At 33.4% G+C, this 26,254-nt stretch carries 27 protein-coding genes and 1 pseudogene; 9 read left to right on the top strand and 19 right to left on the bottom strand.

Features of this window, described 5'->3' with window-relative positions:
* The first annotated feature begins 175 nt into the window (after nucleotides 1-175).
* The gene (locus KO527_RS23105) at nucleotides 176-1,135 is read left to right on the top strand and encodes an integron integrase (protein WP_216042605.1); all 960 of its coding nucleotides are present in this window, start codon (nucleotides 176-178) and stop codon (nucleotides 1,133-1,135) included.
* Between the two features lie 82 nt (nucleotides 1,136-1,217).
* Here KO527_RS23105 and KO527_RS23100 read toward each other — a convergent pair whose 3' ends face one another.
* From KO527_RS23100 to KO527_RS23040, 15 genes and pseudogenes are all read right to left on the bottom strand, one after another.
* On the bottom strand, nucleotides 1,218-1,889 hold the full coding sequence (locus tag KO527_RS23100; protein ID WP_216042596.1) for a DUF4386 domain-containing protein: 672 nt from the start codon (nucleotides 1,887-1,889) through the stop codon (nucleotides 1,218-1,220).
* 475 nt (nucleotides 1,890-2,364) lie between these two features.
* A pseudogene (locus KO527_RS26495) lies at nucleotides 2,365-2,552 on the bottom strand (class II fructose-bisphosphate aldolase).
* A 279-nt stretch (nucleotides 2,553-2,831) separates the two neighbouring features.
* Nucleotides 2,832-3,098: an aldo/keto reductase gene (locus KO527_RS26170; RefSeq protein ID WP_354668653.1), complete on the bottom strand. Its 267-nt coding sequence runs from the start codon at nucleotides 3,096-3,098 to the stop codon at nucleotides 2,832-2,834.
* 45 nt (nucleotides 3,099-3,143) lie between these two features.
* Complete coding sequence (locus KO527_RS26165; RefSeq protein WP_252734005.1) at nucleotides 3,144-3,341, bottom strand: hypothetical protein; 198 nt, start codon at nucleotides 3,339-3,341, stop codon at nucleotides 3,144-3,146.
* 174 nt (nucleotides 3,342-3,515) lie between these two features.
* The gene (locus KO527_RS23085; RefSeq protein ID WP_216042595.1) at nucleotides 3,516-4,457 is read right to left on the bottom strand and encodes a substrate-binding domain-containing protein; all 942 of its coding nucleotides are present in this window, start codon (nucleotides 4,455-4,457) and stop codon (nucleotides 3,516-3,518) included.
* Nucleotides 4,458-4,555: 98 nt separating this feature from the next.
* A complete protein-coding gene (locus KO527_RS23080) occupies nucleotides 4,556-6,772 on the bottom strand; it encodes a cytochrome c3 family protein (protein WP_252734003.1) in 2,217 nt (738 codons plus the stop codon).
* Nucleotides 6,773-6,842: 70 nt separating this feature from the next.
* A complete protein-coding gene (locus KO527_RS23075; RefSeq protein WP_216042594.1) occupies nucleotides 6,843-7,286 on the bottom strand; it encodes an N-acetyltransferase in 444 nt (147 codons plus the stop codon).
* A 54-nt stretch (nucleotides 7,287-7,340) separates the two neighbouring features.
* Complete coding sequence (locus KO527_RS23070; protein ID WP_216042593.1) at nucleotides 7,341-7,703, bottom strand: MmcQ/YjbR family DNA-binding protein; 363 nt, start codon at nucleotides 7,701-7,703, stop codon at nucleotides 7,341-7,343.
* A 57-nt stretch (nucleotides 7,704-7,760) separates the two neighbouring features.
* Nucleotides 7,761-8,882: an acyltransferase gene (locus KO527_RS23065; protein ID WP_216042592.1), complete on the bottom strand. Its 1,122-nt coding sequence runs from the start codon at nucleotides 8,880-8,882 to the stop codon at nucleotides 7,761-7,763.
* Nucleotides 8,883-9,251: 369 nt separating this feature from the next.
* Nucleotides 9,252-9,875 carry an alpha/beta hydrolase gene (locus tag KO527_RS26160; RefSeq protein WP_354668655.1) on the bottom strand — a complete coding sequence of 208 codons (624 nt, stop codon included), beginning with the start codon at nucleotides 9,873-9,875 and terminating at the stop codon, nucleotides 9,252-9,254.
* A gap of 47 nt (nucleotides 9,876-9,922) precedes the next feature.
* Nucleotides 9,923-10,216, bottom strand: a complete 294-nt coding sequence (locus tag KO527_RS26155; RefSeq protein ID WP_252734002.1) for a hypothetical protein — start codon at nucleotides 10,214-10,216, stop codon at nucleotides 9,923-9,925.
* Between the two features lie 121 nt (nucleotides 10,217-10,337).
* Complete coding sequence (locus KO527_RS23055) at nucleotides 10,338-10,700, bottom strand: GNAT family N-acetyltransferase (RefSeq protein WP_354668652.1); 363 nt, start codon at nucleotides 10,698-10,700, stop codon at nucleotides 10,338-10,340.
* A gap of 340 nt (nucleotides 10,701-11,040) precedes the next feature.
* A complete protein-coding gene (locus tag KO527_RS23050) occupies nucleotides 11,041-11,508 on the bottom strand; it encodes a hypothetical protein (protein ID WP_216042590.1) in 468 nt (155 codons plus the stop codon).
* Nucleotides 11,509-11,843: 335 nt separating this feature from the next.
* Nucleotides 11,844-12,482: a thioredoxin domain-containing protein gene (locus KO527_RS23045; RefSeq protein WP_216042589.1), complete on the bottom strand. Its 639-nt coding sequence runs from the start codon at nucleotides 12,480-12,482 to the stop codon at nucleotides 11,844-11,846.
* Nucleotides 12,483-12,573: 91 nt separating this feature from the next.
* Complete coding sequence (locus tag KO527_RS23040) at nucleotides 12,574-13,218, bottom strand: outer membrane beta-barrel protein (RefSeq protein WP_216042588.1); 645 nt, start codon at nucleotides 13,216-13,218, stop codon at nucleotides 12,574-12,576.
* A 176-nt stretch (nucleotides 13,219-13,394) separates the two neighbouring features.
* On the opposite strand from KO527_RS23040, the gene KO527_RS23035 reads away from it, so the two are divergent.
* Nucleotides 13,395-14,129 carry a transporter substrate-binding domain-containing protein gene (locus KO527_RS23035; RefSeq protein ID WP_216042587.1) on the top strand — a complete coding sequence of 245 codons (735 nt, stop codon included), beginning with the start codon at nucleotides 13,395-13,397 and terminating at the stop codon, nucleotides 14,127-14,129.
* A 94-nt stretch (nucleotides 14,130-14,223) separates the two neighbouring features.
* Complete coding sequence (locus tag KO527_RS23030) at nucleotides 14,224-14,811, top strand: 1-acyl-sn-glycerol-3-phosphate acyltransferase (RefSeq protein ID WP_216042586.1); 588 nt, start codon at nucleotides 14,224-14,226, stop codon at nucleotides 14,809-14,811.
* A gap of 7 nt (nucleotides 14,812-14,818) precedes the next feature.
* Here the strand turns inward: KO527_RS23030 and KO527_RS23025 are convergent, their stop codons facing one another.
* Both KO527_RS23025 and agaR read right to left on the bottom strand, forming a co-directional pair.
* Nucleotides 14,819-15,892, bottom strand: a complete 1,074-nt coding sequence (locus KO527_RS23025; RefSeq protein ID WP_216042585.1) for a serine hydrolase domain-containing protein — start codon at nucleotides 15,890-15,892, stop codon at nucleotides 14,819-14,821.
* A 157-nt stretch (nucleotides 15,893-16,049) separates the two neighbouring features.
* On the bottom strand, nucleotides 16,050-16,823 hold the full coding sequence (agaR, locus tag KO527_RS23020; protein ID WP_216042584.1) for a transcriptional repressor AgaR: 774 nt from the start codon (nucleotides 16,821-16,823) through the stop codon (nucleotides 16,050-16,052).
* A 430-nt stretch (nucleotides 16,824-17,253) separates the two neighbouring features.
* Between agaR and KO527_RS23015 the strand changes: the two genes are divergently transcribed.
* Complete coding sequence (locus KO527_RS23015; RefSeq protein ID WP_252734000.1) at nucleotides 17,254-17,547, top strand: DUF4177 domain-containing protein; 294 nt, start codon at nucleotides 17,254-17,256, stop codon at nucleotides 17,545-17,547.
* A 75-nt stretch (nucleotides 17,548-17,622) separates the two neighbouring features.
* Here KO527_RS23015 and KO527_RS23010 read toward each other — a convergent pair whose 3' ends face one another.
* A complete protein-coding gene (locus tag KO527_RS23010; protein ID WP_216042583.1) occupies nucleotides 17,623-18,516 on the bottom strand; it encodes a LysR family transcriptional regulator in 894 nt (297 codons plus the stop codon).
* A 121-nt stretch (nucleotides 18,517-18,637) separates the two neighbouring features.
* Between KO527_RS23010 and KO527_RS23005 the strand changes: the two genes are divergently transcribed.
* Nucleotides 18,638-19,498 (top strand): DMT family transporter, encoded by an 861-nt coding sequence (locus KO527_RS23005; protein WP_216042582.1) that lies wholly within the window; start codon nucleotides 18,638-18,640, stop codon nucleotides 19,496-19,498.
* 68 nt (nucleotides 19,499-19,566) lie between these two features.
* Here KO527_RS23005 and KO527_RS23000 read toward each other — a convergent pair whose 3' ends face one another.
* Entirely contained in the window at nucleotides 19,567-19,992 is a 426-nt protein-coding gene (locus tag KO527_RS23000) for a hypothetical protein (RefSeq protein ID WP_216042581.1), read from the bottom strand.
* A gap of 472 nt (nucleotides 19,993-20,464) precedes the next feature.
* On the opposite strand from KO527_RS23000, the gene KO527_RS22995 reads away from it, so the two are divergent.
* The 4 genes from KO527_RS22995 to KO527_RS22980 all read left to right on the top strand — a co-directional run bounded on the left by KO527_RS22995 (nucleotide 20,465) and on the right by KO527_RS22980 (nucleotide 26,236).
* Nucleotides 20,465-20,611, top strand: a complete 147-nt coding sequence (locus KO527_RS22995) for a hypothetical protein (RefSeq protein ID WP_216042580.1) — start codon at nucleotides 20,465-20,467, stop codon at nucleotides 20,609-20,611.
* Between the two features lie 126 nt (nucleotides 20,612-20,737).
* On the top strand, nucleotides 20,738-21,772 hold the full coding sequence (locus KO527_RS26490; RefSeq protein ID WP_216042579.1) for a S66 peptidase family protein: 1,035 nt from the start codon (nucleotides 20,738-20,740) through the stop codon (nucleotides 21,770-21,772).
* A gap of 639 nt (nucleotides 21,773-22,411) precedes the next feature.
* Nucleotides 22,412-24,709: a TonB-dependent receptor gene (locus KO527_RS22985; protein ID WP_216042578.1), complete on the top strand. Its 2,298-nt coding sequence runs from the start codon at nucleotides 22,412-22,414 to the stop codon at nucleotides 24,707-24,709.
* 231 nt (nucleotides 24,710-24,940) lie between these two features.
* Nucleotides 24,941-26,236 carry a diguanylate cyclase gene (locus KO527_RS22980; protein WP_216042577.1) on the top strand — a complete coding sequence of 432 codons (1,296 nt, stop codon included), beginning with the start codon at nucleotides 24,941-24,943 and terminating at the stop codon, nucleotides 26,234-26,236.
* The last annotated feature ends 18 nt before the right edge of the window (nucleotides 26,237-26,254 follow it).

The following is a 26,254-nucleotide window of genomic DNA, read 5'->3' as shown; positions in this document are numbered from 1 at the left end:
CACGCTTTGTAATTTATATGTGCCTATTATATCGGTACATATTTTCGTATGTGATTGACTATACAGCTTTTATTTTTTTGCAGCAAGACAAAGCGTGCGACATAAAAATGTAAAGCGTGCTTGATTTATCAAAAATACAAACGACACTGTATATAAATACAGTTAAAGCGTTTTCATAATGTCAAAAAGTCCTTTTTTAGAATCGGTTCGAGATGAAATCAGGCTGCGTGGTTATAGTATTCGAACCGAGAAAAGTTATTTATATTGGATCAAACAATTTATTTTATTTAATAATAAGCGCCACCCATTAGATATGGGAAAAGAAGAAGTCAAAAGTTATTTATCATGGTTAGCTAGCTCTCAAAATGTAGCTAAAAACACACAGAAATCAGCACTAAATTCACTTATATTTTTATATGCTAAATGTCTTAAAATAAATTTAGGTGATTTAGGATTTACTTTAGCTACAAAACAAAGGCATTTGCCTGTCGTACTTGACGATAAAGAAGTCTCGGCAATTTTATCTTATATGAGAGGCTATGCAAAAACTGTTGTAGCGTTACTTTTTGGCAGCGGCTTACGTGTCAATGAATGTCTCAGGTTAAGAATTCAAGATATTGACTTTAATAACCTTTCAATAGTCGTCAGAGACGGTAAAGCAAATAAAGATAGCCAAACTATACTCGCTGAAACATCTGTAAAACCTTTACAGTTACTAATTGATAAAGCAATAAAAACCCAGCGAGAAGATAATGAAATAGGCTGCGGACCTTCGTTTCCATATGCTTTATCACGAAAATATCCGAACGCATTTAAAGATCCCGGTTGGATGTTTATATTTCCTTCATCTAATTTATGTGATCACCCAGAAACAGGTGAATTGTGTCGTCACCATTTACATGACAGCTGTATTCGAAAAGCATTACAACCCGCTGTGCGTAAAGCTAATATTGATAAAAATGTCACTTGCCATACTTTACGACATTCATTTGCAACGCATTTATTACAAAGAGGTGCAGATATCCGCACTGTGCAAGAGCAACTTGGGCATACAGATATTCGCACTACTCAAATTTATATCCATGTTATTCAAGCGGATGCAAACGGAGTGCGCAGCCCATTATCTGATTTATAATTTATCATCAGAATTAAAAAAACCAGTAATAATTAGCTGGCTTTGATTATTTAGGTTGGATACCTTAATACTTGGCTTTTATCTATTTATCTTTAACACCCATTATTAATAGCCATAGACAGGTGCCTATTTCACCAAATGACGCTGGCCAACCAACAAAGCTAGGTATGCTTGCCTCTGGAAAAACAATGCGAGCAAAGAAATATATCAGATAACCAAAACACCCGAGCATAAGTGATATGCATAAAATTTTAGGGATATAGCCCGATTTATATGCCAAATAACCAAATGGGAATAACCACAATCCCCAAAAAATTTGTACAACTCTAATGCCATTATTATATGAGTGTAAAAGCAACATCACTTTTGCTTCAATTTGTTCTGCGCTAAAAGTATTTAAATATTCTGCGCCGCTTATTAAGCTAAGTATGTCTAACTTAGTCACCATATTAAAAAGAGAGATTGGCACGCTAGAAGCTGCGAGTACCACCATAAATACAGCAACCTTTTTGTTAACCTCTTTAAATAGGTCAAACAAAATAAAAGGTAATATTAAAAAAAAGACATAACACAGCACACCTGCAGCAATACCTGAACGAAACAAGAGTTCGTTACCTGTTAAATTACTAATTGTTGCTGCTGCATCGCTAAAAACTATCAATTTTTTTGGTACGTACATTAAATTAAAAATACCCGTTAATACGACAAGTAAATATATAAAACCTGCTGCTCTGGCTGTGGTTTGCTTTGTCATGCTTTCACCTATTAATTAAAATGAATTAAACTCCATCTCATTTTTTATTTAGGAGTTGATTATAATCTTCTATAGCAGTCAGCATGCCAAAATATAGCTTATTGATTTTATTATATAAAATCATTATTTATAGATATTTAAAGATAAGTATCCCATTCATGGGTAAACGTAAATTTGTTTTTTCCCATGAATGAAACAATTTGAATTTTTGGTATAAATAAGGGGGGTTGAAAAGTATTCGACCTAATAAATAAATCAGTAGGTCTAAATCACACCTTATAGGTTTACTTAACGGTTAAATACAGTGTAACTCACGATAAGCTTGCAAAATTCTATCTGTCATTGAAGTTTCAGCTGCGTGTATCCACTACCTTGGATCATTATATTTTTTGTTTGGTTTAGCGGCACTTTCTGGGTTTCCTATTTGGCGATCTAAACAGTCTAAATCTGACGCCTTATATTGATTTACACCCTGTCAATAGGCCCATTGTGTGTCTGTATCTATATTCATTTTTACAACGCCATAGCTGATAGCCTCACTAATTTCGTCAGCGTAGAGCCAGAACCTCCCTGAAATACAAAATTTAAACTGTTATTTGGCAGCGTGTATTTTTTAGATACAAATTCTTGAGAGTGTTTTAATATTTTAGGTGTTAAATGCACATTTCCTGGTTGATACACACTATCGACATTGCCAAATGATGCTGCAATCGTAAAACTATCACTGATTGCTGTTAATGCCTTCAAATAGAAATTAAAACTGTACACATGCTTCAGCCGGCTTTAGATTAAATTCAGTGCATAACTCATGAAATTTATCACGCCAAATAAATTAATCAGGATTAGTGTCTCTAGGAATTGTTTTGTCATCTAAATTATCACTACCAATTAAAAATCCAGCATTAAATACAGCTGAATTAATAACCTTTACACCTTGCTAATTTAATTTTTTAACAAATTAAGTGTCGATGGTTCATGAGTAAAAGGTGTAATAGAACACTCAAACATCGCCCAATCTAACTGAATATGATCGCTAATAAAATCTATGAACCTCACATCTTTAAAGCCTACACCAACAGACTCAACAATGCCTGCATCACGTAATTCAAGCAATGCTTTGTTTGTATCTAAAATATCTTGTTGGCGTTGTTTAAAATCATCTTGGTTTTTGGCTGCTGCTAAATATTCATCGGGAGCATGTAACAACACTATTTTAATTTCGTAACCACCTAATAATTCATTACCTTGATGATATCACTCTAAAATCCCTTGATATGAAATATCTTGCACAGCATCATGTTTTAAATTAAACCAAGCACCCGGTTCAAAAGTAGGCTCATCAGATGTTAACTGCATTTCCGCAATGATATAGTGATTGTCTCTAGCATTTTTAGGAACATAGATTTTATCTGAAGCACGATGTCTACATAGTATTGAGTTTACTTTTGTCATAATATTGGTAGTGTAGATGATTGAAGATCAATCTCATCTATATTGTCATACTATATAAAAACAATATCGTGATTTTTATGAAGTTGAGCTAGATCACTGGCAAGACAGAAGTTTATAGAGCAAAGGAGGTATAAATAAGATCCCGTAAAAAAACTTTGCTAAATACAGCAATGATTAAAGTTTATAAGGGTATAAAACAGAGTTAGTGTGAATAACATTAGAGCTAAGTTTTTTGCCTTGCTTTAAATTAAACAAAGTGTCCAGCGCTTTTTCACCCATTTCAAATGGGCTTTGACCTAAATTTCCAGAAGATAGGCCTTGTTTTAAAAGGAATATTTGTTCTTTAGATGCATCGATAGATAAGATATTAATTGTTTTGTTTTTTATATTTTGTTTATATTTTTCAAATGCTTTTGTATATTTATCAATATCAATTTGCGCCCAACCTCCCATATAAACAAGTGTCTTTCCCATGCCATGATTATCAAAGTCTTCGATGAAAGATACCCCTTGTCTAATTGAAGAATCAGTATCTTCTAAACTATATAAAGGGCACCTGTGATGCTCTTCAAGTAACTTAGACTGACTAATTGCTTTTTTAAATCCTTTGATCCTTTCGTTTAAGTTATCTGAGGCTTTATAGCCACTTACAATGCAATATTCATGTTTAAATTTTACGATTGAAAGGAGGTGCTTGCCCAGATCATAACCTAATTTAAAGTTATCACTACCAATATAAGCCGCTCTTAAATCATCTACTTGTCCGTGAATTCCTTTAGCAAAATCTGCATCAACGGTAACAACCGGAATGTTGTTTTCTTTAAAGTATTTTAGAGAATCAATATGGAATTTTGAATGGATCACAGATAAAGCCAAGCCATCAACTTTTTGTGTTTGTAGTGCTTTTATAGCGTTTTTTTGAAGAAAAGGATTTCCGGCAGACATTTCAATAAAATGGCAATTAACGTTTAGTTCTTTGGCTTTATTGATACATCCTTGTTTCATTTTTTTAAAAAATGGGATCTCAATACTCTTAGTTACAAAGTAAAAATCTTGCGCTATTAAACTATTAGAGTACAGAAAAAGAGAAACAATTACGCTTAATATGCTTTTCATATACTTCCTTATATTTCTAAAAAGCGGCTAGGTTAACAACTTTAATACTAACCTAATTAAGTGGCTTTAAACAAAATTATTTAAAGTCACTATTTTATTTACCATTTTTGAAACCAATTAAATGACTTTTCATCTCCCATTTTTTGAGATAAATATAATCCAAGTTCTTTTAATTGCTGGCTGTCTTTAAACTTCTTAAGTTTCATTTTAAGCTTTTGCAACGCAAATTTAGTTTTATTTTCACCATCAAGCGATAATACATAGGTATATAAGTACTGTTCTTGTTCTGGCGCATAAGACATGGCTTTAGCAAAATGTTTTGTTGCTTTATGATGTTGCTGCTGTCTAATTAAATACAGTCCAAAAGCATATTGCACTTGCGCTGACTTGGGCAGTTTAAATAGCGCATTATTTAAGGTTTTCTGCTCTTGTTCTGGTCTTTGTAAATTCCGATATAGCTCTGATAAATTCAAATAGCCAGATTCAAAATAAGGGTCAACCTCTATGGCTGCTTTAAATGATTCTTCAGCACTAGTCCAATTACCAAGGCTCATTTCTAATACGGCTTGATTTGCTCTGCCCTCACCACGCCAACTATTGATTTTATTAACTGATAATAACTCTTCAAATACAGCTCTAAATATTGCCATATTATTTGCAGACATATTGGTATTAATTAGGCTTCTTGCCGCTTCAATCCGTACCGCTTTGTATTTATCTTTTAGCAAAGGAGAGATTAAACTAATGCGCTCCCTTTCATTTAATAATCCGCCTAAAGTTGCGGCTGACAGCCGCAATAAATCTTCTTTATGCATTAAATAACGTTTTAAGAACTTTCCAGATAGCGTTTGCGTTGTCATATTTAATAAGCGTATTGCCGTGGCTCTTGTTATAACGTCTATATCCTTATCATTTATAATTGCTTTGTGTTTTTCCAAACTAATTGGCTGACCAGAATTGAGTAAATAATAGTTATGACGTGTTGATGATAAGGCTTTAGGTTTAACATGCCATTTTTTGAGTGTTTTAGCGGCCCATAAGTTATCTTTATCTTCATGACATTGTACGCACGCATTAGGTGTATCAAACTCTAGTGACAGATCAGGTCTGGATATTTTAAAACTATGATCACGACGATCATCTACACCCATATAGCGATTTGTTGGCATATGACAGTTAATACATTGTGCACCTGTACTTTCTTGCTCATGTTGATGATGTGTTGGCACATTATAAACCTCAGCACCATGACATTGTAAGCACAAGCCATTGCCTTCAATTTTCAATTTCATAGTATGCTGATCGTGGCAATCTAAACAATTAACCCCATTTTCAAACATTTTACTCTGTAAAAAAGAGCCATAAACATAAACTTCTTCTTGTATCTGCCCATCAACATGATACATAGGTGCGTTGAGCATTTGCGGTGTAAATTGATCTAAATACGGTGTGTTTGCTTTAAAACCATCAGTTAATGGTGAACGCAAAGAGTGACATGCAAAACAATTGTCCATAAAAGCATTATCACGTTTAGCGCCTTGCCAATGTGCGGTTTTTTGGCCTGATTTTCTTAACCATAAACCTGTGTTTTGTTTTTTGATACTTGGTTTGCTTAGTGTTGATATATTATTTGAGTGTTCAGTCATATCACCATGACAAGATAAACAGCCCACATTAATATCATCCCATTTTGTATCAAATGTATTAGTTTTGTCATCATAATTTCGAACTAAACCATCAGAATGACAATCGGCACACATGCCATTCCAGTTTTGTAGGGGTTGCTGCCAATGCAATCTATCTTCAGGGCGAATTTCTTCATTGCTATAATTGTGATACCAACGTTGGCCTTTATCTTCTTTGCTGCGTGTATCCCAAGCAAAAGGTAATACTTGCAAAGAGCCCTGTTTAGTTTCTACAAGGTATTGCTGTAATGGAAAGTGACCAAAGGTATATTTAATATCATAGGTTTCAGTTTTATAATCGTAAGAGAGTTTAGCTTTGTATTTATCATTCTCTATATAAAACAGTGCTTTTTGGCCATAGTGCGTTGCAGTAACATGTTTAAAGTCACCTAATACATTTGTTTTATCTGCGATTGCCATCGCTTTGGCATGATCTGATTTTTGCCAATCATGAGTTTGTGATTTATGGCAATCAATACAAGTTGCATTGGGTGATTTTTTATTAATAAAATGAGTATCTTTATTATCAGTTTTAGTTAATTCAAGTGCATAGTTTTTAACTACTTCTCCTTGTTCGGCCAACAGGTATGGCGACACTAAAACAAGTAAAAACCAAATTTTTGAATTCAAAATGCACCTTTATATTATTATCATTTAAGACTGGTATTGGAGCTATAATAAAATACGCTTTAACACTGAATTAAACACTTAAGGCAAGCTTTTCTATACCATGAGAAGGTGTCCATCTTTTAAATTCAACAAATCCATGCTTTTGATATAACTTTATTGCAGGTTCATTAACAACGGCCGTCTCAACAATGGCTTTATCATGAGCTATCGAAGTTAAAACATAAGCGATTAGCTTATCTGCTATGCCTTTTCTAAAAAAACAAGGATCTACAGTTAAACTATTAATCTCTAAATTTTTATCATTCATTTCTATTTCAATAACCGCAGCAAGACAATCGTCATAAAAATAACCATAAAAATCTGTTTTTGAGCTCCTAACGTGGTTTACATCACGTGATAAAGGCGGAAAATTATCTGTACCAATCAATTGTGCCTCAATTTTATATGCGCTTTGAAAAACATCATAGATACGAGTGGCAGTGATCTCATCAGAATTTTTGAGTTTTTTTATCAAGTTCAATATTGCCTTCATGCTTATATTACTTTTTATTATGCACTAATTATTACATTAACTAGTTGCTTGGTTTAACCCTAATTCTTTTTGTTTTCTTTTAGTTAGTCCTAAAGAAACTAAATGATGAGATTGTGTAATGTAATAACGTAAGTCTTCATCTGTTTGATTATCACAATCAACTTTTTGTATCCATTTCATGCCGCGATTAGCAAAATATGGCGCAGGAATATAACCTTCACATTCACTTAAAAAATAAAAGTTTTGCTCTGAAGTTTTAAAAGTAAAAGCGGGCTGCTTGTCTTTACCCCATCCACCTATTGCAAAAACTTTTCCCCCGACCTTCCATACATGTGAGTTACCCCATTGCACAACATAAGTCGTTGCGGGTAACCCACCACAAAATTCATCGTAATTCATCGTAATTCATCGTAATTCATACTTTCATTTGAACCTTTTTAATAAATATCATAAAGATTAATTATTACTATGGCTTACTTCAGCATTAGCATAATGTCTTGTGTTTTTTCGATTCAAAAATTCACTTCGTAACTTAAGAAATGGACGTTCTACCGAAAGATACAATACAGTAGCAACTAATGTTGCAGAAAAGCCATAAACAAAAAAGCTAACATAGCCATTCCCCTGAATGAGCTCTCCACCATAGGTTTTAACTAAATGAAATACAGATTTATGAGTCAGGTAGTAACTAAAGGCAAGTGTAGCAATTACATAAGCCCCTGGTACTTTTGTCTTTGCTAAAATTGAGCTTGTACTCGATGCACTGGCAACGATTAATGCCAAACTAATCGACAAAATTGGAAACCCTATCACAGTTGCCATCAAACCAAATCTATCTTTAAAAATCCAAATTGATAAAGCTAAACTCAACCCCCCCAAAAATAACACTTTATTTGAATTCGTTAATAAAACTTGCCAAAAATGTGGTCTAAATACTTTTAAGGTTGCTAATAATACGCCCGCTAACAACCCATCTAACCTGGTATAACTTGGGAAATATATTTTTTCGACATAATCTCGGTATATTGGAATTGTATCTATTTGATTTAACAAAATATCAGCTCTTAAATACATGCCAATTATCACAATAAGTAAGGACAAAAATATAACAAGCCCAGTCCCACTTCGTTTCATAATTAATAAAACTATTAAAGGAAATATTAAATAAAAATGTTCTTCAACACACAAAGACCAAACATGTGAAAATGTATTACTATTTTTAATATCAATAAACAAATTGACTGAAAAACTAAAAAATTGCCAAAGTGGCTGTAATCCCCTACCTTCTTGAGAAATTGGTACTAATACGTAAATAGCCAACACAGTAAAGTATGCGGGTAAAATTCGAAAGGCACGGCTGATATAAAATTCTCCAATATTCAGCTCTTTACGTTTGTTAATTGACTTAAATACTTGGTTACCAATTAAGAAGCCACTTAATACAAAAAACAGATCGACTCCCATCCAACCTAGTACTGAAAAATCTCTATAAGGCGTTCCATACCTCAAACCATGAAAAAGCATTACCCACACAATTGCTATCGCTCTGAGTAAATCAAGGCCTGGTAGTCGATTCATATTATTCCTTTATGAATTGAGAGCATTGTTTTATAAAAATTATGATCTCAGTTTTTGCTTTTAATTAAGGAGGGTACGATATGTTACAAAAGAAGAAAAACCAAGATATTTTAGATGCTTAACAATTTTTAATTTTGAGTAATCAATATTATAACGCAACTGAAGTATCATTTTGTTAAAGCCATTTGATAATAAAACTGGGAGAAGTTTGAAATGGGTTAATCCTGACAATGCTTTAGATCAGAGATTTAACCCTTAATAATTTAAAGATAATAATGGATTATTGCACGCTACCATGTATTCAGCATGAGTTTCAGATAATATAACCTATTATCATATATCAATTAACTTCAATTCTCTCAAGTGAATTTAGCTATGTTTATTTAAGAACTCGAGAACAGCTTGATTAAATAACTCAGGCTGCTCCCACTGAACTGCATGGCCTGCTTCATGAATTATGAGCGTTTGACTGTTAGGTATTTCAAGAGCTGCTGCTCGCATCATTGAAGGCGGTTGATATAATTCCGCCCCACCAGCAATAAAAAAACTAGGTAGGTTAGCTGCACGAATTTTTTCCCATGTAATATTACTTTTCGCTTTTTGACGATACCTAATACCGTCACCTTTAGATTTTTTCTCCATTTTAATCCATTCATTTACTCCCTCAGGGTGTGCCCAGCGATACGAGGGCCCTAATTCTTTAAACTCCGGAGGCAAATCAGCAAAACTTTTTGGTAAAATAAAATCTAATCGTTCATCTATATTTTTATCCCATAATCCAAAAAGACTACAAACTATGGTCATGCTAAGCAGTTTTTCGGGATATGAAGCAACATAATCTGATACTGCAAAACCTCCTCCAGCCAAACCTAAAATATGGAATTTTTCTACACCTAAATACTCAATTAAGGCATTCAAATCATCAGCAAAATTACCTGTATCATTTTTTGAACCTGGCGGAGATCCAAAAAATCCGCGTCTAGAATAGGCTATTGTTCTAAACCCTGCTTTTGCAAAAACAGGTTGTTGATAGGGCCAAGTTAACGCACTACCTCTCCTGGGTGTGAAAGTAAAACAACAGGGCCTTCACCACCTGTATCCCAGTAATAAAGCCCTGCACCTAAAGGAAGAGGTAATACACCTTCTGTCACAGGAACTTGCTTGGGTTTTGGTATATATTTTGATTCCACTTTACTAGAGTTAAAATTACCATTTGGTGTTTGTGCCTGAACATTACTAGTGATTCCACTAGTCATTAGAATTCCAGCTACTGAGGTGGCTTTTTTTATTATACCTCTTCGGCTATCGTTTATTTTCTCTACTTGTGTTTTCATCCTACTCCCTGAATAAAACTAAATTATGTTTTTGAATTGATAAACGACTTATGAATATTTATCATTAAGATTGATAAGTGACTTATTAGCCTGATAAATTCCTATCTTTTTTGTAATATTTTCAGCCTACTCCCATCAGTTTCGGACTTTGTTTAAAGCCATACTTTTGATATAAGCTATGTGCATCATCTGTAGCCAGTAAAAGGAATTTATCTTTCCATCGAGGATCATTGATCACCGTTTCCACTAACCATTTTCCAAGTCCTTGCCCTCTGTAATTGGAGTCGATGATAACATCAGCGATATAACCAAAAGTTGAATAATCTGTGACAACCCGAGCAAATCCAATTTGAATCTCTCCGCTGTAAAGTGAAAAGCACTCTGAGTGTTCAACTGATTTTTGAATAACATTAATAGACCTTTCAGACGCCCAATAAGATGCAGATAACAACTCTCGTACTTTTATAAAATTGACATGCTTCACATCATCATAAATAAAAAAATTTTCTTTTTTGTACAACAAGGGATTAGTTGCTCCTAACAATAACAATACACAAGTTAAGGTATAATAACTCTTTAAATAAGAGTACGATTTTAATTAATTAAAAACAATAAGATAGAAACTTTAGTTGAATATAACATCACCTTACTAGCGCAACAAAAAACTCATATAAGGAACCATTTAATTGGCGTTGTGCAATAAGTAAGATATTAGACTTGCAGTGTTTTAAACAAGTTAGCTTACAAGGAAGTACTAAATGAATGCTGAATAACTCTGTCGATAATCAATACGATATTATAAAAGATTGCTATTTAAAACGTATTTATTCACCAAGCCACTTAAATTTAGCGGTTTTGTTGATTTCATTAAATTCAGACTGGCTTATTTTTTTGCTAGCTAAATCTTCTTCAGCAGCACGCAAAATCTTGGTATATTGAAGTTCTGTTGCAGCAAGTATATACCCTAATTTCCTTTGAGTAATTTTTCCGCTATGAAATTGACTCATCGCTATTTTTTTATTCCATAACTGCCCTTTTGGCGGAGGCGGTAGTGAAAAATCAATCGAGAGCAATCTTTCATCAGATATTGTATAGCCTTTTGCAATTGAATCTTTAGCGCATTCATATAACACATAATCAATAGAATCTTGTAGCCCGTATAAATGCCAATCAAAGCCAGCAATACAACCACCTACAATTTTACCATCGTTATCACTGATATCAATTGCCCTTTCAGCGCAACCTGAAAGAAAGAAGACTATAGCTATTGTTTTTATAAAATTTCGATACATCGACGACCTTTAAAAAATAATGAGTTTGCAAAGTACTCATTTAAATTATCTTCAATATTTATTTCTCATCAGATATTACAATAACTTTAGGTTTCAAAAAACTTGAAGTTTATTATGCCCTTATAGACTGAAACACATTATTCTCAATCAAACTTCCAGAAAATTCAAAGGTTAGCAATCCTATCTTTTAAAAATCTAAATGCTCGTAAAAACCGTTTGAATCGTTTTCAACCCAAGTATAAAAGTATAGAGAAAGGGGTCGGAGTTAATTAATTTAGGAAAAAATGAATGTACCTAAATTAATTAACTCCGACCCCTTTTTGTATTTGTTGGTTTTACTTTTTAAGGAGGTGATTTACAAGTTTAAAGTATTTGTCATTATTATTAGTATCTTCTGAAGCGATGATCAGATATTTACCATTAACAACAATAGATGGCACACTGGTCATTTTATTCGCGCTCATTTCTTCATAACTTTCTTTCATGTTATTGATAACGTTTTCATTTTTACCTGCAGTTTCTAAAAACGCAGCTTTATCAATATTGTTTTTAGTAAAAAAAGCATCAAAATTTGCATCATTTATGCCTGATTTATATAAATCAAATAACTCTGCAAAATGTGCCATATTATTGGTTTCTTTAAGCGCATAAAAAATACGACCATCATTTACCCAGCCTTCAGATAATACGGCGTGTTTTCTAATAAATCCAACTTCAGGATTCGCTGATTTAAAGTCTTGTAGCGGTTTTTCAAAGCTTTGACAATGCGGACAACCTAACCAAAAGTATTCAACTAAAAATGGTGCTTTAAGTTCACCTACATTAATGTTGTTAACTAAGCGGTAATGTTTACCTTCTTCATAGCTAATATCAACTTGGCCACTTTTAGCTGATTGTACATTTTGTTTTGGTTCACTGCATCCACTGATTAAAATTGCAGATGCGAGTGTAATAACTGAAATTAACTTAAACATTCTTTATACCTTATTATTCTAATACGTAAGATAATAAAATAATTAACGTTATGAGTCATTGAAACATTGTGTTTATTTTCATACTCAAAAGTTATAACTTGAAAGAAAAACCTAAAGAAATTGTTTTAACGGGGATTTCTGCAACTTCTGTTTTTTCAAAGTCTAATGTCACAGCTATTGTTTTACTAATACCATAACCAAATCCGAAACCTGTTATTAACGAAACACCGCGATCTTTTGCTTCAGTAACAGTCACCACTGCATTTTCTGCCACATTCAATGATGCGTATTTGTTATCCCAACCTATAGCACCTAATTGTGCCCTTATAAAAACATCATCGGTCAATGAATAAGAGCCAATTGCACGAATGTCTATTCCTAACGTACTGAAATTGCCTTTATGATGTGTTGTAGTTTTAGTTGTTTTATCTGCATTGATAATTTTTTCAGTAACAGCAAAGTCTGGTTTTGCGAACTGAGATAAGCCAGCTTCAACAGCGATATATTCATTAAAATTAAAGCCCGTAAAAATACGCACACCTATACCTGATGTACTTTCTTTATATTTTTTAGGATCATCAAAAACAGTTTGTGGGTTCGATTGAAACTGAATTTCGTCAAAATTACTTTTCTGTAATGCAGCGCCAAAATAGCTAAATGTATTTTTATCATTTGCTGAAGCTAAACTTGAAGTAAGTACGTACATACTGAAAAGAATGATATTAATGAACTTCACTAAATTATGTCCCTATAACCGAATTTTGGAAGCGAAATATAACAGATACATCAATTAAATCTATGTTTATTATGAAATTTAATATCAAACGAATATTAAATAGCCTTTATTTCCCAAGGCTGTTAATTTAACTATACTCAAATTAGTTTTCATTGCGGTCTTTAAGAATTTTAAAAATGAATCGATTACTTATCCTATTGTGTATTTTCATATTCTTTTGTGCTTCAACGCAAGCAAGAAATATACGTCTTGCCGTTGGCCCTGATCATAGTCGAATGATCGTCAATAACTACCCTTTATACCGTGCTAGTTGGCTTTTTTTAACTCAAGCTTTGAGAAAATCAGGCCATACAGTAAGTGTCGTGTCTCAACCTTGGTCAAAAGCTTTATCTACAGTACAAGAAGGTAAACTTGATGGGCTATTTTTAGCGGCTAATCTAGTGGGTAGAAAAGAATGGGCGGTACTGAGCACGCCTTTAGGCTACGATTATTTTGGTTTTTTTGTTAATTCAAACTACCTAAGTTCAGGTAATAAAATCGCTTCGGTAAGAATTAATAATTTAGATCAAATTCTTTCATCAAAGCAGCAAAACAACTTAATACAAGTACCCACTGCTCAAAGAGGCTTACAGCTTTTAGCTAAAAATGAAATTGATAAATTTATTTTAGCTCGAGGTTATGGAGAATATTTAATAAAAAATGAGCTAAAATCTATATCGAAATACATTCATTTTCAAGAGCAAGGAGCAGAAAAAAGATCTGCTCATATCGCATTATCAAAACAAAATCTAAGCTATAAAATCCTAAAAGAGATCATAGACAAAGCAATATACCAAGGTATAAAAGAAGGAGATTATGAAAAAATAATGAAAGAAAACAAATTACCCACAGACATGTGGATAGCCCTTTAATCCCTTAATATCAAAACTTACTCTGCTATAGCTGGTAATCATTACCACTTATGATAAATTCCCAGAATAAAAATAAAACTGGTATTCATCATCCATGACAACATTACCCAAATGTATTAAAACCTCGCAAAAAGGCATAGGCCATTATTTAGGTCGCTTTTTATTAAAACTCTTAGGCTGGAAGGTTTCAGGTGAATTCCCTCAAACATCTAAATTTGTTGCAGCTGTCGCGCCTCATACATCAAATTGGGATTTTATAATTGCCATTGCTGTTAAGTTACAATTGGGCATTACGATTCGGTTTTTAGGTAAAAATAGCATTTTCTTTTGGCCATTAGGACCGATATTAAAAGCTTGGGGTGGTATGCCCGTTGATCGTAGTTCGCCCCATGGTCTTGTTTCACAAGTCAAAAAGCAATTTGATAACAACGAACACTTGGTATTGGGTCTTGCTCCTGAGGGCACCCGTAAAAAATCTAAAGAATGGAAAACTGGGTTTTTACATATTGCACATAATTCAAATGTGCCTGTGGTTCCTATGGCGCTCGATTATAGAACAAAAACATTTATTATCATGCCTGCGCAACATATTAATGAAAATACTGAGCAAGCGCTTATTAGCATAAAGTCTTTATATGATAAAAATATGGCTAAATATCCTGAGAATGTTTCTGGTTTTTAAGTTTAAGTTAAACTTCATTAAGTGCTTTAAAGTGACTGATTATTGCTTGCATCAATTCACTTTGAAGCTGAAACGTCTCGTCTCCACCATTTGATAATATAGCCACTTCTAAATCATATTTTGGATATAAAAATAATTCAGATTGATAACCATCTTGTGAACCACTATGTGCAAAAAATGGTTCGTTACCCCAGCCAATAATCCATCCTAACCCATATAAGCCATCGTCTCCCAAATCAGAATGCACCTGAGTCATATTATCTAACGAACTTTTACTCACTATTTTTTCTTGTTTGAGCGCGGTGATAAAATTATCTAGATCATTAATGCTACTAACTTGTGCCATCGCACCCGTTGTATATTGCTCGATATTAAAGAACCTAGTTGTTTTTGCATAATTTAGCGCACTGGCAGGCTTTAAATGTGTATTTTCGTCAACAATATAGCTCTGCTTCATATTAGCGGGCATAAAAACATGTTGTGCCATATATTCATTATAATCTTGGTCACTCACGTGCTTTACTATCTCAGCAAGTAAAACATAACAAGTATTACAATAAACCGCTTTGTCTCGTTCTAATTTTGATACTTGTAAATCGTCTTGCTGTAAATAAGATAATAAAGTGCTATTTGTTGCATTATTAGCTAAATGAAGATTATTAAATGCAAAAAAATCTTTTGATAAACTGACTTTATGAGAGAGTAAGTCTTTAATGTTAATATCAGCCCAGTTATTCGGCAAAGATGCAAGATGTTGTTTAACATTATCGCTAAGCGATAGCTGACCAGACTCAACTAAAGTCATTATAGACAAAGCTGTAAAAGTTTTACTAATAGAGCCAATTCTAAATGCGGTATTTTCAGTAATTACAATGCGCTGATTAGCAAGACCTTTGCTTGTTTTAATTAAGGTTTTATTTTTATGTTTTACTAATACACTCAATCCTGGTTTTGTATCTTTTTGCTTATTAATAATTGCGGAAAGTTTTGCTTTCAGAGATAAGCTATTCTCATCAACTTTGCTAATTGTACTACACCCCATCAAGCAAAATAAAAATATAACGACAAGATACTTGTTCATAAATAACCATAAAATAGGAGTATTAATAAAAGGTACATTGAGTTCAGAAAAAATACGATAAGATAATACTTAAATCGCAGATGGTTTTGGTAACAAAATAATTCTAAACATAAAAAAGCGCTTAAAGGACTTTTTCAGTTAAGTAAATTAACTACAACTATTTAGCATCTACAATATGAACTTGCGTATTTGTTTTTTCAAACAGTTCAATAAATTCTTGAGGGATGCCGCTATCTGTTATTAAAATATCAATCGCATTTAATTGTAGAATTGAATGAAGTGAACGTCGGCCAAATTTAGAAGAGTCTGTTACCACTATAATCTGATCTGCATTATCACACATCGCGCGGTTAAAACTGGCCTCAGGTTCATAATGTGTGCTTATACCGCTTTTTAAATCTATACCATCAACACCTAAAATGACTTTATTAAAATTATAATCATTTAAAATATCTTCTGCATGAGAGCCATAAAAAGACATAGACTTTTTACGTAACTGACCGCCGGTAATTAATACATCACAATTTTCAAAACCTGCTAATTCATTGGCTATATTTAAGCCGTTAGTCATCACTATTATGTCTTTATGCTTGCCTAAACAACCTGCAACTTCTTCTGTGGTAGTACCTGAGTCTAATAAAACGGCATCGCCATCATTAATAAATTGTGCGACAGCTGCACCTAACTGTTTTTTAATTTTATGGTTTTCTTTATGCTTTTCTTTTACAGATAACTCTTTGGTTAAACGTGTACTTGCAACAGCACCACCACGCGAGCGTACAATTAATCCTAATTTATTTAATTCATTTAAGTCATGTCGAATTGTTACCGTTGAAATATCGAATTCTGCAGCTAATTCTTTTACGGATACATTACCAAGCTTTTGTGTTCTTAATACAATTTCATGACGTCTTTCTATTGTGCTTAGCATTTTATTTACTCTGGTTATTTTTATTATTTAAAAAAATGTTGCTTAAGCTTAACATAGTTAATCACGCTATTTATAAAAACTTCCATTTTGTCAAATATGAAAGGATTTCAGCTTAAATTTATATTAATTACATAGTAATGAAACAAAGCGAAGCTTTCGTACAAACTAAACCTACTTAAAAAATGGCTAATAACACCTTGAATATAAGGAAATACTTACAAGTGTCGTAAGCTATTCGTAAAACAATCTCACTTCATCATGCAGTATTTTTCTGTCTTCACACATTTAGTAAAAGGTATTTATTAAAGTTAATGCACATTTAATTGTAGAGTTACGACAACAAAAATCATGGTCACAAGATGAATTAGCTATCGCTTGAGGACTTAATTTACGAACTATTCAGCGAATTGAAAATACGGGCTCTGCATCATTGCAATCAAAAAAAGCACTTGCCTCAGCATTAGACATAGATATTTTAGAACTTGAATATAAGGAATTACCTCAAATGAACAAGTATGAATATAAAACATTAGAAATAGACAATAAAGAAGATTTTTTAACCGGGCTTAAAAAACAACAAATGCCTGACTTATCAGAGATTTTCAATAAAGAAGGTCAAGAAGGTTGGCTCGTTATTCAAGTATTAACCCCAAATTTAGCCCAAGGAATATGGTCAGCTAAAACAGAAAATTTTGTTGTTTTATTGCAAAGAGAGATTATTTAGAAATTAAGCTAAGAAACTTCATATAAGTCACTTAACTATTGTCATTATTTATTAACTACTGACTCAGGTTCAATTTTACTCAAAACACTGCTGTTTAAGCCAACGCCCTAGTTTTACGATATCCATTTGTTTCGCACGTGATTTTTTATAAACAAAATAGAAATTATCACCGGTTAATACTTCATGCATAGGAATGCGCACAAAATTATGTTGCCTGTCTTGATCTGACATCAAATAATGATTCATTAAAGTAATGCCCTGATCATATCGGGCAGCTTCTGCAGCCAATAACATATGACTAAAGTGATTTATTTTTGTATCACTTGGCATTTCAAAACCGCCTTGCTGCGCCCAGCGTCGCCAATCTTCAGCTAATTGCTCTCCTGGGAATAAATTTTGCACCGATAATAGCGGTTGAGTCCATAAGGCATCAGGTAAGGGTTTATCTTTTATCTGTTGCCAAAGTTTATGTCCACATACAGGGTAAAGTCGCTCAGCATATAAAAACTCTACTACAAAATTTGTTTTTGGTGGGTCTACCGTAATAAAACAATCTGCTACCTGATCACTACATTTAGGCTCATCTGCCATCATATTGAGCGAGAGTTCTATTTCTGGGTATTTTTGTTTTAAGTCATCTAAACGAGGTATCAACCACTTAACCGCGACTGAGCTATATAGCGCTAAACGGATCTTACCTGTTTGTCCTTCTCTTATGAGCTGGCTGGCATTAGATAAGTTACTTAATGAATGTGTTACTTCTTCAAAATACCGCTCCCCTACTTCTGTTAAAGCAAAAGAGCGGCCATGGCGACTAAACATAGCTTCACCTAAATATTCTTCCAAAAGCTTTACTTGGTGGCTAACCGCACTTTGTGTGACGTTAAGTTGATCTGCTGCTTGTGAAAAACTATTCAGCCTAGCAACAGCTTCAAAACATTGTAATGCACGTAACGGAGGTAACTTCATTTAAAAAACTCATTATTAGTTTAACTCATACTAAAAGTATTTTAATCATTATACATAATCTATAGGTTTGCAATAAACTTCTCCTATTCAAATTGCAGAACAATTTTATAGGAGAGATTTGATGAATAATATGACTGTTGGTTTAGCCATGATTTTACTTGTAATAGGTAATTTAATTGCCGTATTTTCTGATGCTTTGATCAAAACACTTTCTGAAGATATTGCTGTTTACCAATTTGTACTTTTTCGACAAATTACAGCGGCATTAATATTATTGCCTTTATGTTTTATCGGTAAAAAAACAGCTTTTAAACAAGGTTTAAAATGGCACGTGATCCGTGGTCATATTTGGTTAATAGGTGCTGTATTTATGGTGATTGCAATTAGCTCAATGCCATTAGCAACGGTAAATGCTATTTTTTATGCCGCACCTTTATTAATGCTGCCACTTGCTATGGTGCTATTTAATGACAAGTTATCTAAACATGCTGTTGGTGTCGCTATTTTTGGTTTTATAGGCGTTTTAATTGTTATTCGCCCTACACATATAGACTGGGCTGCCATTGCAGCTTTAATCGTTGCATTCACTATGGCAGTAAATAATTTGCTAATAAGAAAGCTACCAAAGCAGCAAAATGTATTTCAAACCTTATTTATGACAAATATAGTCGGCATTCCAATCGCATTTGCTTTAGCTTTATATGAAGGAAAGCCTTGGGATTTTACACCTATGCTCACAGCTGCAGGTTCTAGTAGTTTTATTTTAATCTATGCGGGTATTTGCATCGTGGCTTATCGCTCTAGTGATGCAAGTAAAATAGCCAGCGCCGAATATAGTGGTCTATTGTGTGCGGTGGCTGTTGGTTTTATTTGGTTTGATGAAATACCAGATCTAACCATGGCAGTTGGCACCCTTTTTATTATTGCGCCTTTATTATGGTTAGCAAAAATAGAGTCAAAGAATAAAGCGCTTGTATCTTAGCGATCTGAAATGGGCATGTTAATCATCATGCCCAAGATTAATCATACAAAATTACATTTTGTTGTTTTTTAGTTTCGCTTGAAAAAATACAGGTGATTAAGCTTTTTACTCACCCCAGTTAAATGAAACATGCTTTTAGGAAAGTTATGTTTCATAATATGAGTAAAGCCATTATTAATGATGTAATAATATTGCCCAGTACGGGCTCTTGTTACAACAATAAACCCCTTTTGCACTTTAAAAGCATCATAAATAGTTTCATTTTTCGGCTGCCACTTTAAATTAGGAGCACAATTGAACTCATTAGCGAATAACAAACATAATGAATCATTTTGATAAAATGCTTGTATCACTTTGCTATCATTTAACTGAGTGATTGCATCTTTATTTATTGACCATTCAAGTAAATAATCTTGCCCTTGGTTAAAACCTTTTAATAATACTTTATTACCATTTTCATGCCAATCTAATACACGAGTAATATCATAATCCAAGGTTGATAATTTTATTTCAGACTTTTTGAGGTTTATAAAAACTAACTTTCCATCTGCACTAAAAGCGATATTTTCTTCATTTGGTGACCATATTGGCGGGCTAATATATTCTGCATCGCCTTCATTAGCATAAGCTAAGCTTAGCTTAGCTGTTCATTATGCTTTAAGAATATTTGCGTTTTACCCAATCGTCTTGAAACAATAAGTTGCTTATTATTCGTTAAACTGGGTTTTACAAAGCCATGAGAAAGCTATTTCCTAATTGGTTTTCAAATCATAATCTCATCACTAAAAATAAGCATAATCTAGAAAAACATTATACCCGTTTATCTAACAAATAAGGATATGAAGTAAAAGCATTAGAGACTGATCTCTATGAGTACACTCACATATTTCTTAGACATAACAATTTAGATACTGCATTACATATCGCTGAGTATCGTTTAAAGCTTTATCAAACTCACATTTTGCTATGCGTACATTACCTGATGTTTTTCATGCACAAAATAACCAAACATCAGCATTACTTTACATAAACAAAGCAATCAAACTTGCTAAAAAAGAAAATCATGAGAACTTAGATAACTATATAGAGAAGCATAAAAAGTTCAGTTTATAACGCAATCAATGCCAGCTTTTTAAATCAGAATTTAGCTGGCATTTTAATCTATAGATAAAACGTTGTTTTGAAACATTATTTATCGTAACCTTTAACAGTCTCAAGTTTCATTAATTTAGGAATAAAGTGAAATACCCAAAACCATTAAAACCAGGTAGTAAAATTGCCATAACCGCTTTTTCATCTGGTGTTGCAACTAGCTGCCATCAGCGTTTAGATATTGTATTAAAAAATCTTAAAGATTTAGGTTTTGAGGTGATTGAAGGTCAATGCCTTAGAAAAGATATTAAACATGTCAGTGCTTCAAAACAGTTACGCGCTCAAGAGTTAATGCGCTTTTTATGCGATGATACTATAGATGCCATTATGCCACCTTGGGGCGGCGAACTTGCAATGGATATTTTGCCCTTATTAGATTATGAATACCTAAAATCTGTCAAACCTAAATGGATAATGGGCTTCTCTGATGTCAGTACGGTTTTAACAACGCTTACAACTAAACTTAATTGGTCAACAGTTCATGCAACTAACTTAATGCAACTACATCCTGATGAGGCTGAATTGTTGACATCAAATACTTTAGCGCATTTAAAGCTAAAGGATGATGATAACTTTGAACAACAGTCATCTCAATTTTATCAAATTAAAAATGATTCTTTTAGCCAAAATCCCAATGTCACTTTAAACTTAACTGAGCCAACACAATGGAAAATACTAGGCGACAAAGACACGACACAGTTTAACGGACGTTTAATTGGCGGCTGCTTTGATACTATTTCAAATATTATTGGCACAGAATATTTTGATTTTGATGCTTTTCATCATAACTACATAGACGACGGTGTTATTTTATATATCGAAAATGCTGAAATGTCGCCCACCGCATTTATGCGAGCATTATTAAGTTTAAAGTTTAAAGGCGTATTCAATAAAGTTAATGGCCTTTTAATTGGACGAAATGCAGTAATAACCAATAATGGTAAGGAAATTTCTGCATTTGAAGCATTATCAAATGCGTTAAATGATTTAAATATTCCTGTCATATATGATGCTGATATTGGTCATTTACCACCAAATATGACGCTTTTTAATGGTGCTATTGCTGAGGTCCATTTTGATTCGAAAAAAGAGATTTATAAACTTAAACAAAAACTCATATAGCGTGAACTCAATATAAGGGTGACTTGAAACCACCCTTTCATACTTGTGATTTACCCTTTGTTCATTTACTTAACCCACCCTATTTTCACTAAAACAAAACCTAGCTCTAATTAAGGCTAATCTAGTCCAAATATATAATGACTTTTTAATCGAGTTATTTTCATTAACCTTTTTATTAACATTTTATAATACGATTAATGGCATGCCAAAAATACCGAATTAGTTGTGTATATTGTATAAGGTGAGTTGAAAACAACCTTAAATCTCAATAAATCTGACTCAGACAAAAAAAATCTAAAATAATTCCATTTAATACGGACATTTGTCCTGTAGAAAGCCCGCACTAAAAGTTTATATTAGTATCATAGACTTATAGAGTAAAAACTCTAATTTAATTTGCATTATTTATGTTTATAAAATGTTAAAACACTAATTAAAATACAATTTCTTAACATTTACTGCATTAATTATACTTTCACCGTGCTATAATTTCCACTGTAAGGTTCAACCTAACGGTGTCTACCACTCTTACCCGCTAGGTCCGCATAATTTGCGTAAAATTGAACCTTTCATCGCCAATGTAATATGGCGCTACATATTACCGTTGAAATTTTAGAGTGAAAAAAGGTTAAATCCGACATGAAAGCAATGAAAAAGACAACCTTAGCAGTATTAATCAATACAGCTTTGTTTTCTGCTGCAGGTTATGCAGCTGACGCCCAAGTGCAAGATCAAGCAAAAGCCAATCAATTAGAAGTTATCTCAGTAACAGCACGTAAACGTGTTGAAAATGCACAAGAAATCCCAGTTTCTGTTTCTGCATTACAAGGTGATAATTTAGAGGCATATAGTTCAGCAGGTATGGACATTCGTTTTATGAATGCAAAAATCCCATCACTTGCGGTTGAATCATCTTTTGGTCGTAGCTTTCCGCGCTTTTATGTTCGTGGTTTAGGTAATACAGATTTCGATTTAAACGCTTCACAACCTGTTTCTTTAGTTGTTGATGAAGTTGTTCAAGAAAATCCAATATTAAAAGGTTTCCCTGTATTTGATATGGAGCGTGTAGAAGTTTTACGTGGTCCACAGGGTACTTTATTTGGTCGTAATACTCCTGCTGGTTTAGTTAAATTTGATTCAGTAAAACCTTCAGAAGATACAAGTGGTTATGCAGCTTTATCATACGGTACTTTAGGCGCAATTGATTTTGAAGGTGCTGTAGGTACTGCATTAACAGATAACTTATCAATGCGTATTTCTGGTCTTCATCAAGAAAAAGATGATTACATTGATAACCGTGCTGAAGGCTTTGAGCAAGACGACGTTTTAGGCGGTTACGAAGAAAATGCAACACGTATTCAATTCTTATATGAAGCAGACGACTTTTCTGCTTTATTAAACTATCACTGGCGTGATTTAGATGGCACACCGATTGTGTTCCATACAAATATTGCAAAACCTGGTACCAACGAAATTCGTGATGACTTCGACGCTGACGTTGTATATCAAGATGCGGCAGAATTTGCGACGCAACAAGTAACCACACAAGGCGCTAACTTAAAACTTGAATGGGATTTAAGTGATACGCATACTTTAACTTCAATCTCAGCATGGGAAAGCGCAGAAATTTATTCTCGTGCCGATGTTGATGGTGGTTACTTAGGTAATCCAATTGAAGATTCATACGCTGTGTGGTGGGGTGCGCAATCAGCTGATGCTATTCCAGATCACAACCAATACACGCAAGAACTGCGTTTATCTAGTAATTTAAATGGCCCTTTAAACTATCAAACGGGTGTTTTTTATTACTACGAAGACCTAATTATCGATTCTTATGATTTTGTAACAAGTACAGCTGATGATGTTAATCATGGTGCACAAAATGGTTACTCTACACAAGATCAAGAAACAACTGCATATGCAGTATTCGGTTCTGTAGATTATGATGTATCTGAAGACTTATCTATGACAGTAGGTGTTCGTTATTCTCATGATGAAAAAGATTTTACAGCTAAGTTAATTGATAATCCATTTTCAGATACTGATAAAGAAGAAACTAACTTTACTGAATCTGCAAATCCAAGTGATAGTCATGTAAGCTGGGATGTAAGCGGTGTTTACAAGCTTAATGATGATGTTAATGTTTTTGCACGTTTAGCTAATAGCTTCCGTGCACCAAGTGTTCAAGGTCGCATTTTATATGATCAAAATGTAAGTGTTGCAGATTCTGAAACAACTAATTCTTTCGAAACAGGTATTAAATCAGACGTATTAGATGGTCGCGGTCGTGTAAACGCCACTGTTTACTATTTTGTAATGAATGATCAACAGTTAACAGCTGTAGGTGGTGAATCAAATTCAAATACATTACTAAACGCCGATAAAACGGTTGGTTACGGTTTTGAACTTGATACACAGTGGATATTAACAGATGAAATTAATGCATCATTCAATGTAAGCTATAACAGCACTGAAATTCAAGATGATGGCTTAGAAGTTGCGACTTGTGGTTCAGGTACTTGTACTGTTACAGATCCTACTAACCAAGTTCCTGGTGCTTTTGGCCCAGTGACTATGGCTAACATTGATGGCAATAGCTTACCTAACTCTCCAGAGTGGATTGCTAATTTTACTTTACGTTATGCAACTGAAATTGCTGATGGCGAATTCTTTGCTTACACAGATTGGTCTTACCGTAGTGACATCAACTTCTTTTTATATCGTGCAGAAGAATTTAACGGTAAAGCATTACTTGAAGGCGGTATTCGCACAGGTTACAACTGGGAAAGCGGTAATAACGAATACCAAGTGTCTGCTTTTGTACGTAACTTAACTGATGAGCAAGTGATCATCGGTGGTGTAGACTTCAACAACAACTCTGGCATGGTTAACGAACCTCGCTATATTGGTGCTGAATTTAAAGTTAACTTCTTTTAATTAAGAGTTTACCTATATAAACAATAAAACCCGCTGATCAGCGGGTTTTTTATTTATGAAATATAAAAATGTACTTTCCCTCAAAATTAACTTTCTGTTGGTTTTCAACCAACGCCTTCAAAAATTACACTTTACAAAACTCTATTACATTTAGCATCATAAAATCACAATTTACTTAAAATTACTCTAATATTGATTATAATAGCGACTCATCATAATAAAGGCTGAGTAATGCAAAAAACATCTATCACCCCTCCTGAGCAACTTAAAAAGCAGCTAAGACTATTAGAAAATATACTAACAAATGTGGGCGCTTTTATTTATGCAAAGGATCTAAATGGATGTTATGTATATGCCAATCAAGCAGTATTAGACTTATTTAACCGCCCTTTAAACGAAGTATTAGGTAAAGATGATAGCCATTTTTTTGATCTTCCTTTATCAAAACAATTAAAAGCCAATGATAATAAAGTCATATCACAAGGCGCTACCATTGAAAATGAAGAAACTAATGTTGTTAAAGAAACTGGTCAAACACATATTTATAGAACTATAAAAAAACCTCTTTTTAACGATAGCCAAAAGATAATTGGTATGTGCGGTATATCAACCGATATTACTGAAGAAAAGAAATTACAGAAGATAATCCGGCATCAAAAACAGCTATTAGACACTGTATTAGATAATGTAGATGCGCATATTTATATGAAGAACTTACAAAGAGAGCTTTTATATGTCAATAATAAAACAGCTAAACTATTTGGTTACCCTGTTGATGAAATCATAGGTAAAAAAGAAAACGACATATTACCAGCTGAAATTGCCGATCACTTCTATCAATCAGATAAAAAAGTATTTGAAACCAATGAAAAACAAGTCATAGATGAAGAAGTTATTGATGAGGAAGGTAATCAATATAGGTATTTAAGTATCAAAGTACCTTATAACCGTGAAGGTGAACTTCCCGCACTGATTGGCTTTTCATCAGATGTAACTGAATTATATCAACTAAAAGAACAATTTAAAAAACAAGCCAATACAGACCCTTTAACTGAACTTTATAATCGTCGATTTTTTATTGAACAAGCTGAAAAAGAGTTTAACCGCACATGCAGGCACAGCAATTCACTTTCATTAATCTCTTTTGATATCGATCACTTTAAAAATATTAATGATAAATATGGGCACCCTGCAGGTGATCAAGTACTGATACAATTAGCTAAAGCTTTACAACCAGTGATTAGAAACGAAGATATATTAGCCCGTATTGGTGGGGAAGAGTTCTGTTTATTATTACCTGAAACACCTATAGATGTTGCGAATCAAGTTGCAGAACGCATTCGAAATACACTTGCAAATATGACAGTAAAAGGTGATTGGCAAGGTGAAATAAGTATAACAGTAAGTCTAGGTGTAACCAGCTTAAAAGCAAAAGATGATTCTTTTGAGCAGTTATTTAAGCGCGCAGACAAAGCACTTTATAACGCTAAAAATAATGGCAGAGATCAAGTCTCACAATTCATCTAATTAAATTGAACAATACAT

The organism is Pseudoalteromonas sp. C2R02 (assembly GCF_018860845.1).
Taxonomy (GTDB): Bacteria; Pseudomonadota; Gammaproteobacteria; order Enterobacterales; family Alteromonadaceae; genus Pseudoalteromonas.
Note: the sequence above shows the minus strand (reverse complement) of the source record. Positions and strands in the feature narration are given on the sequence as shown.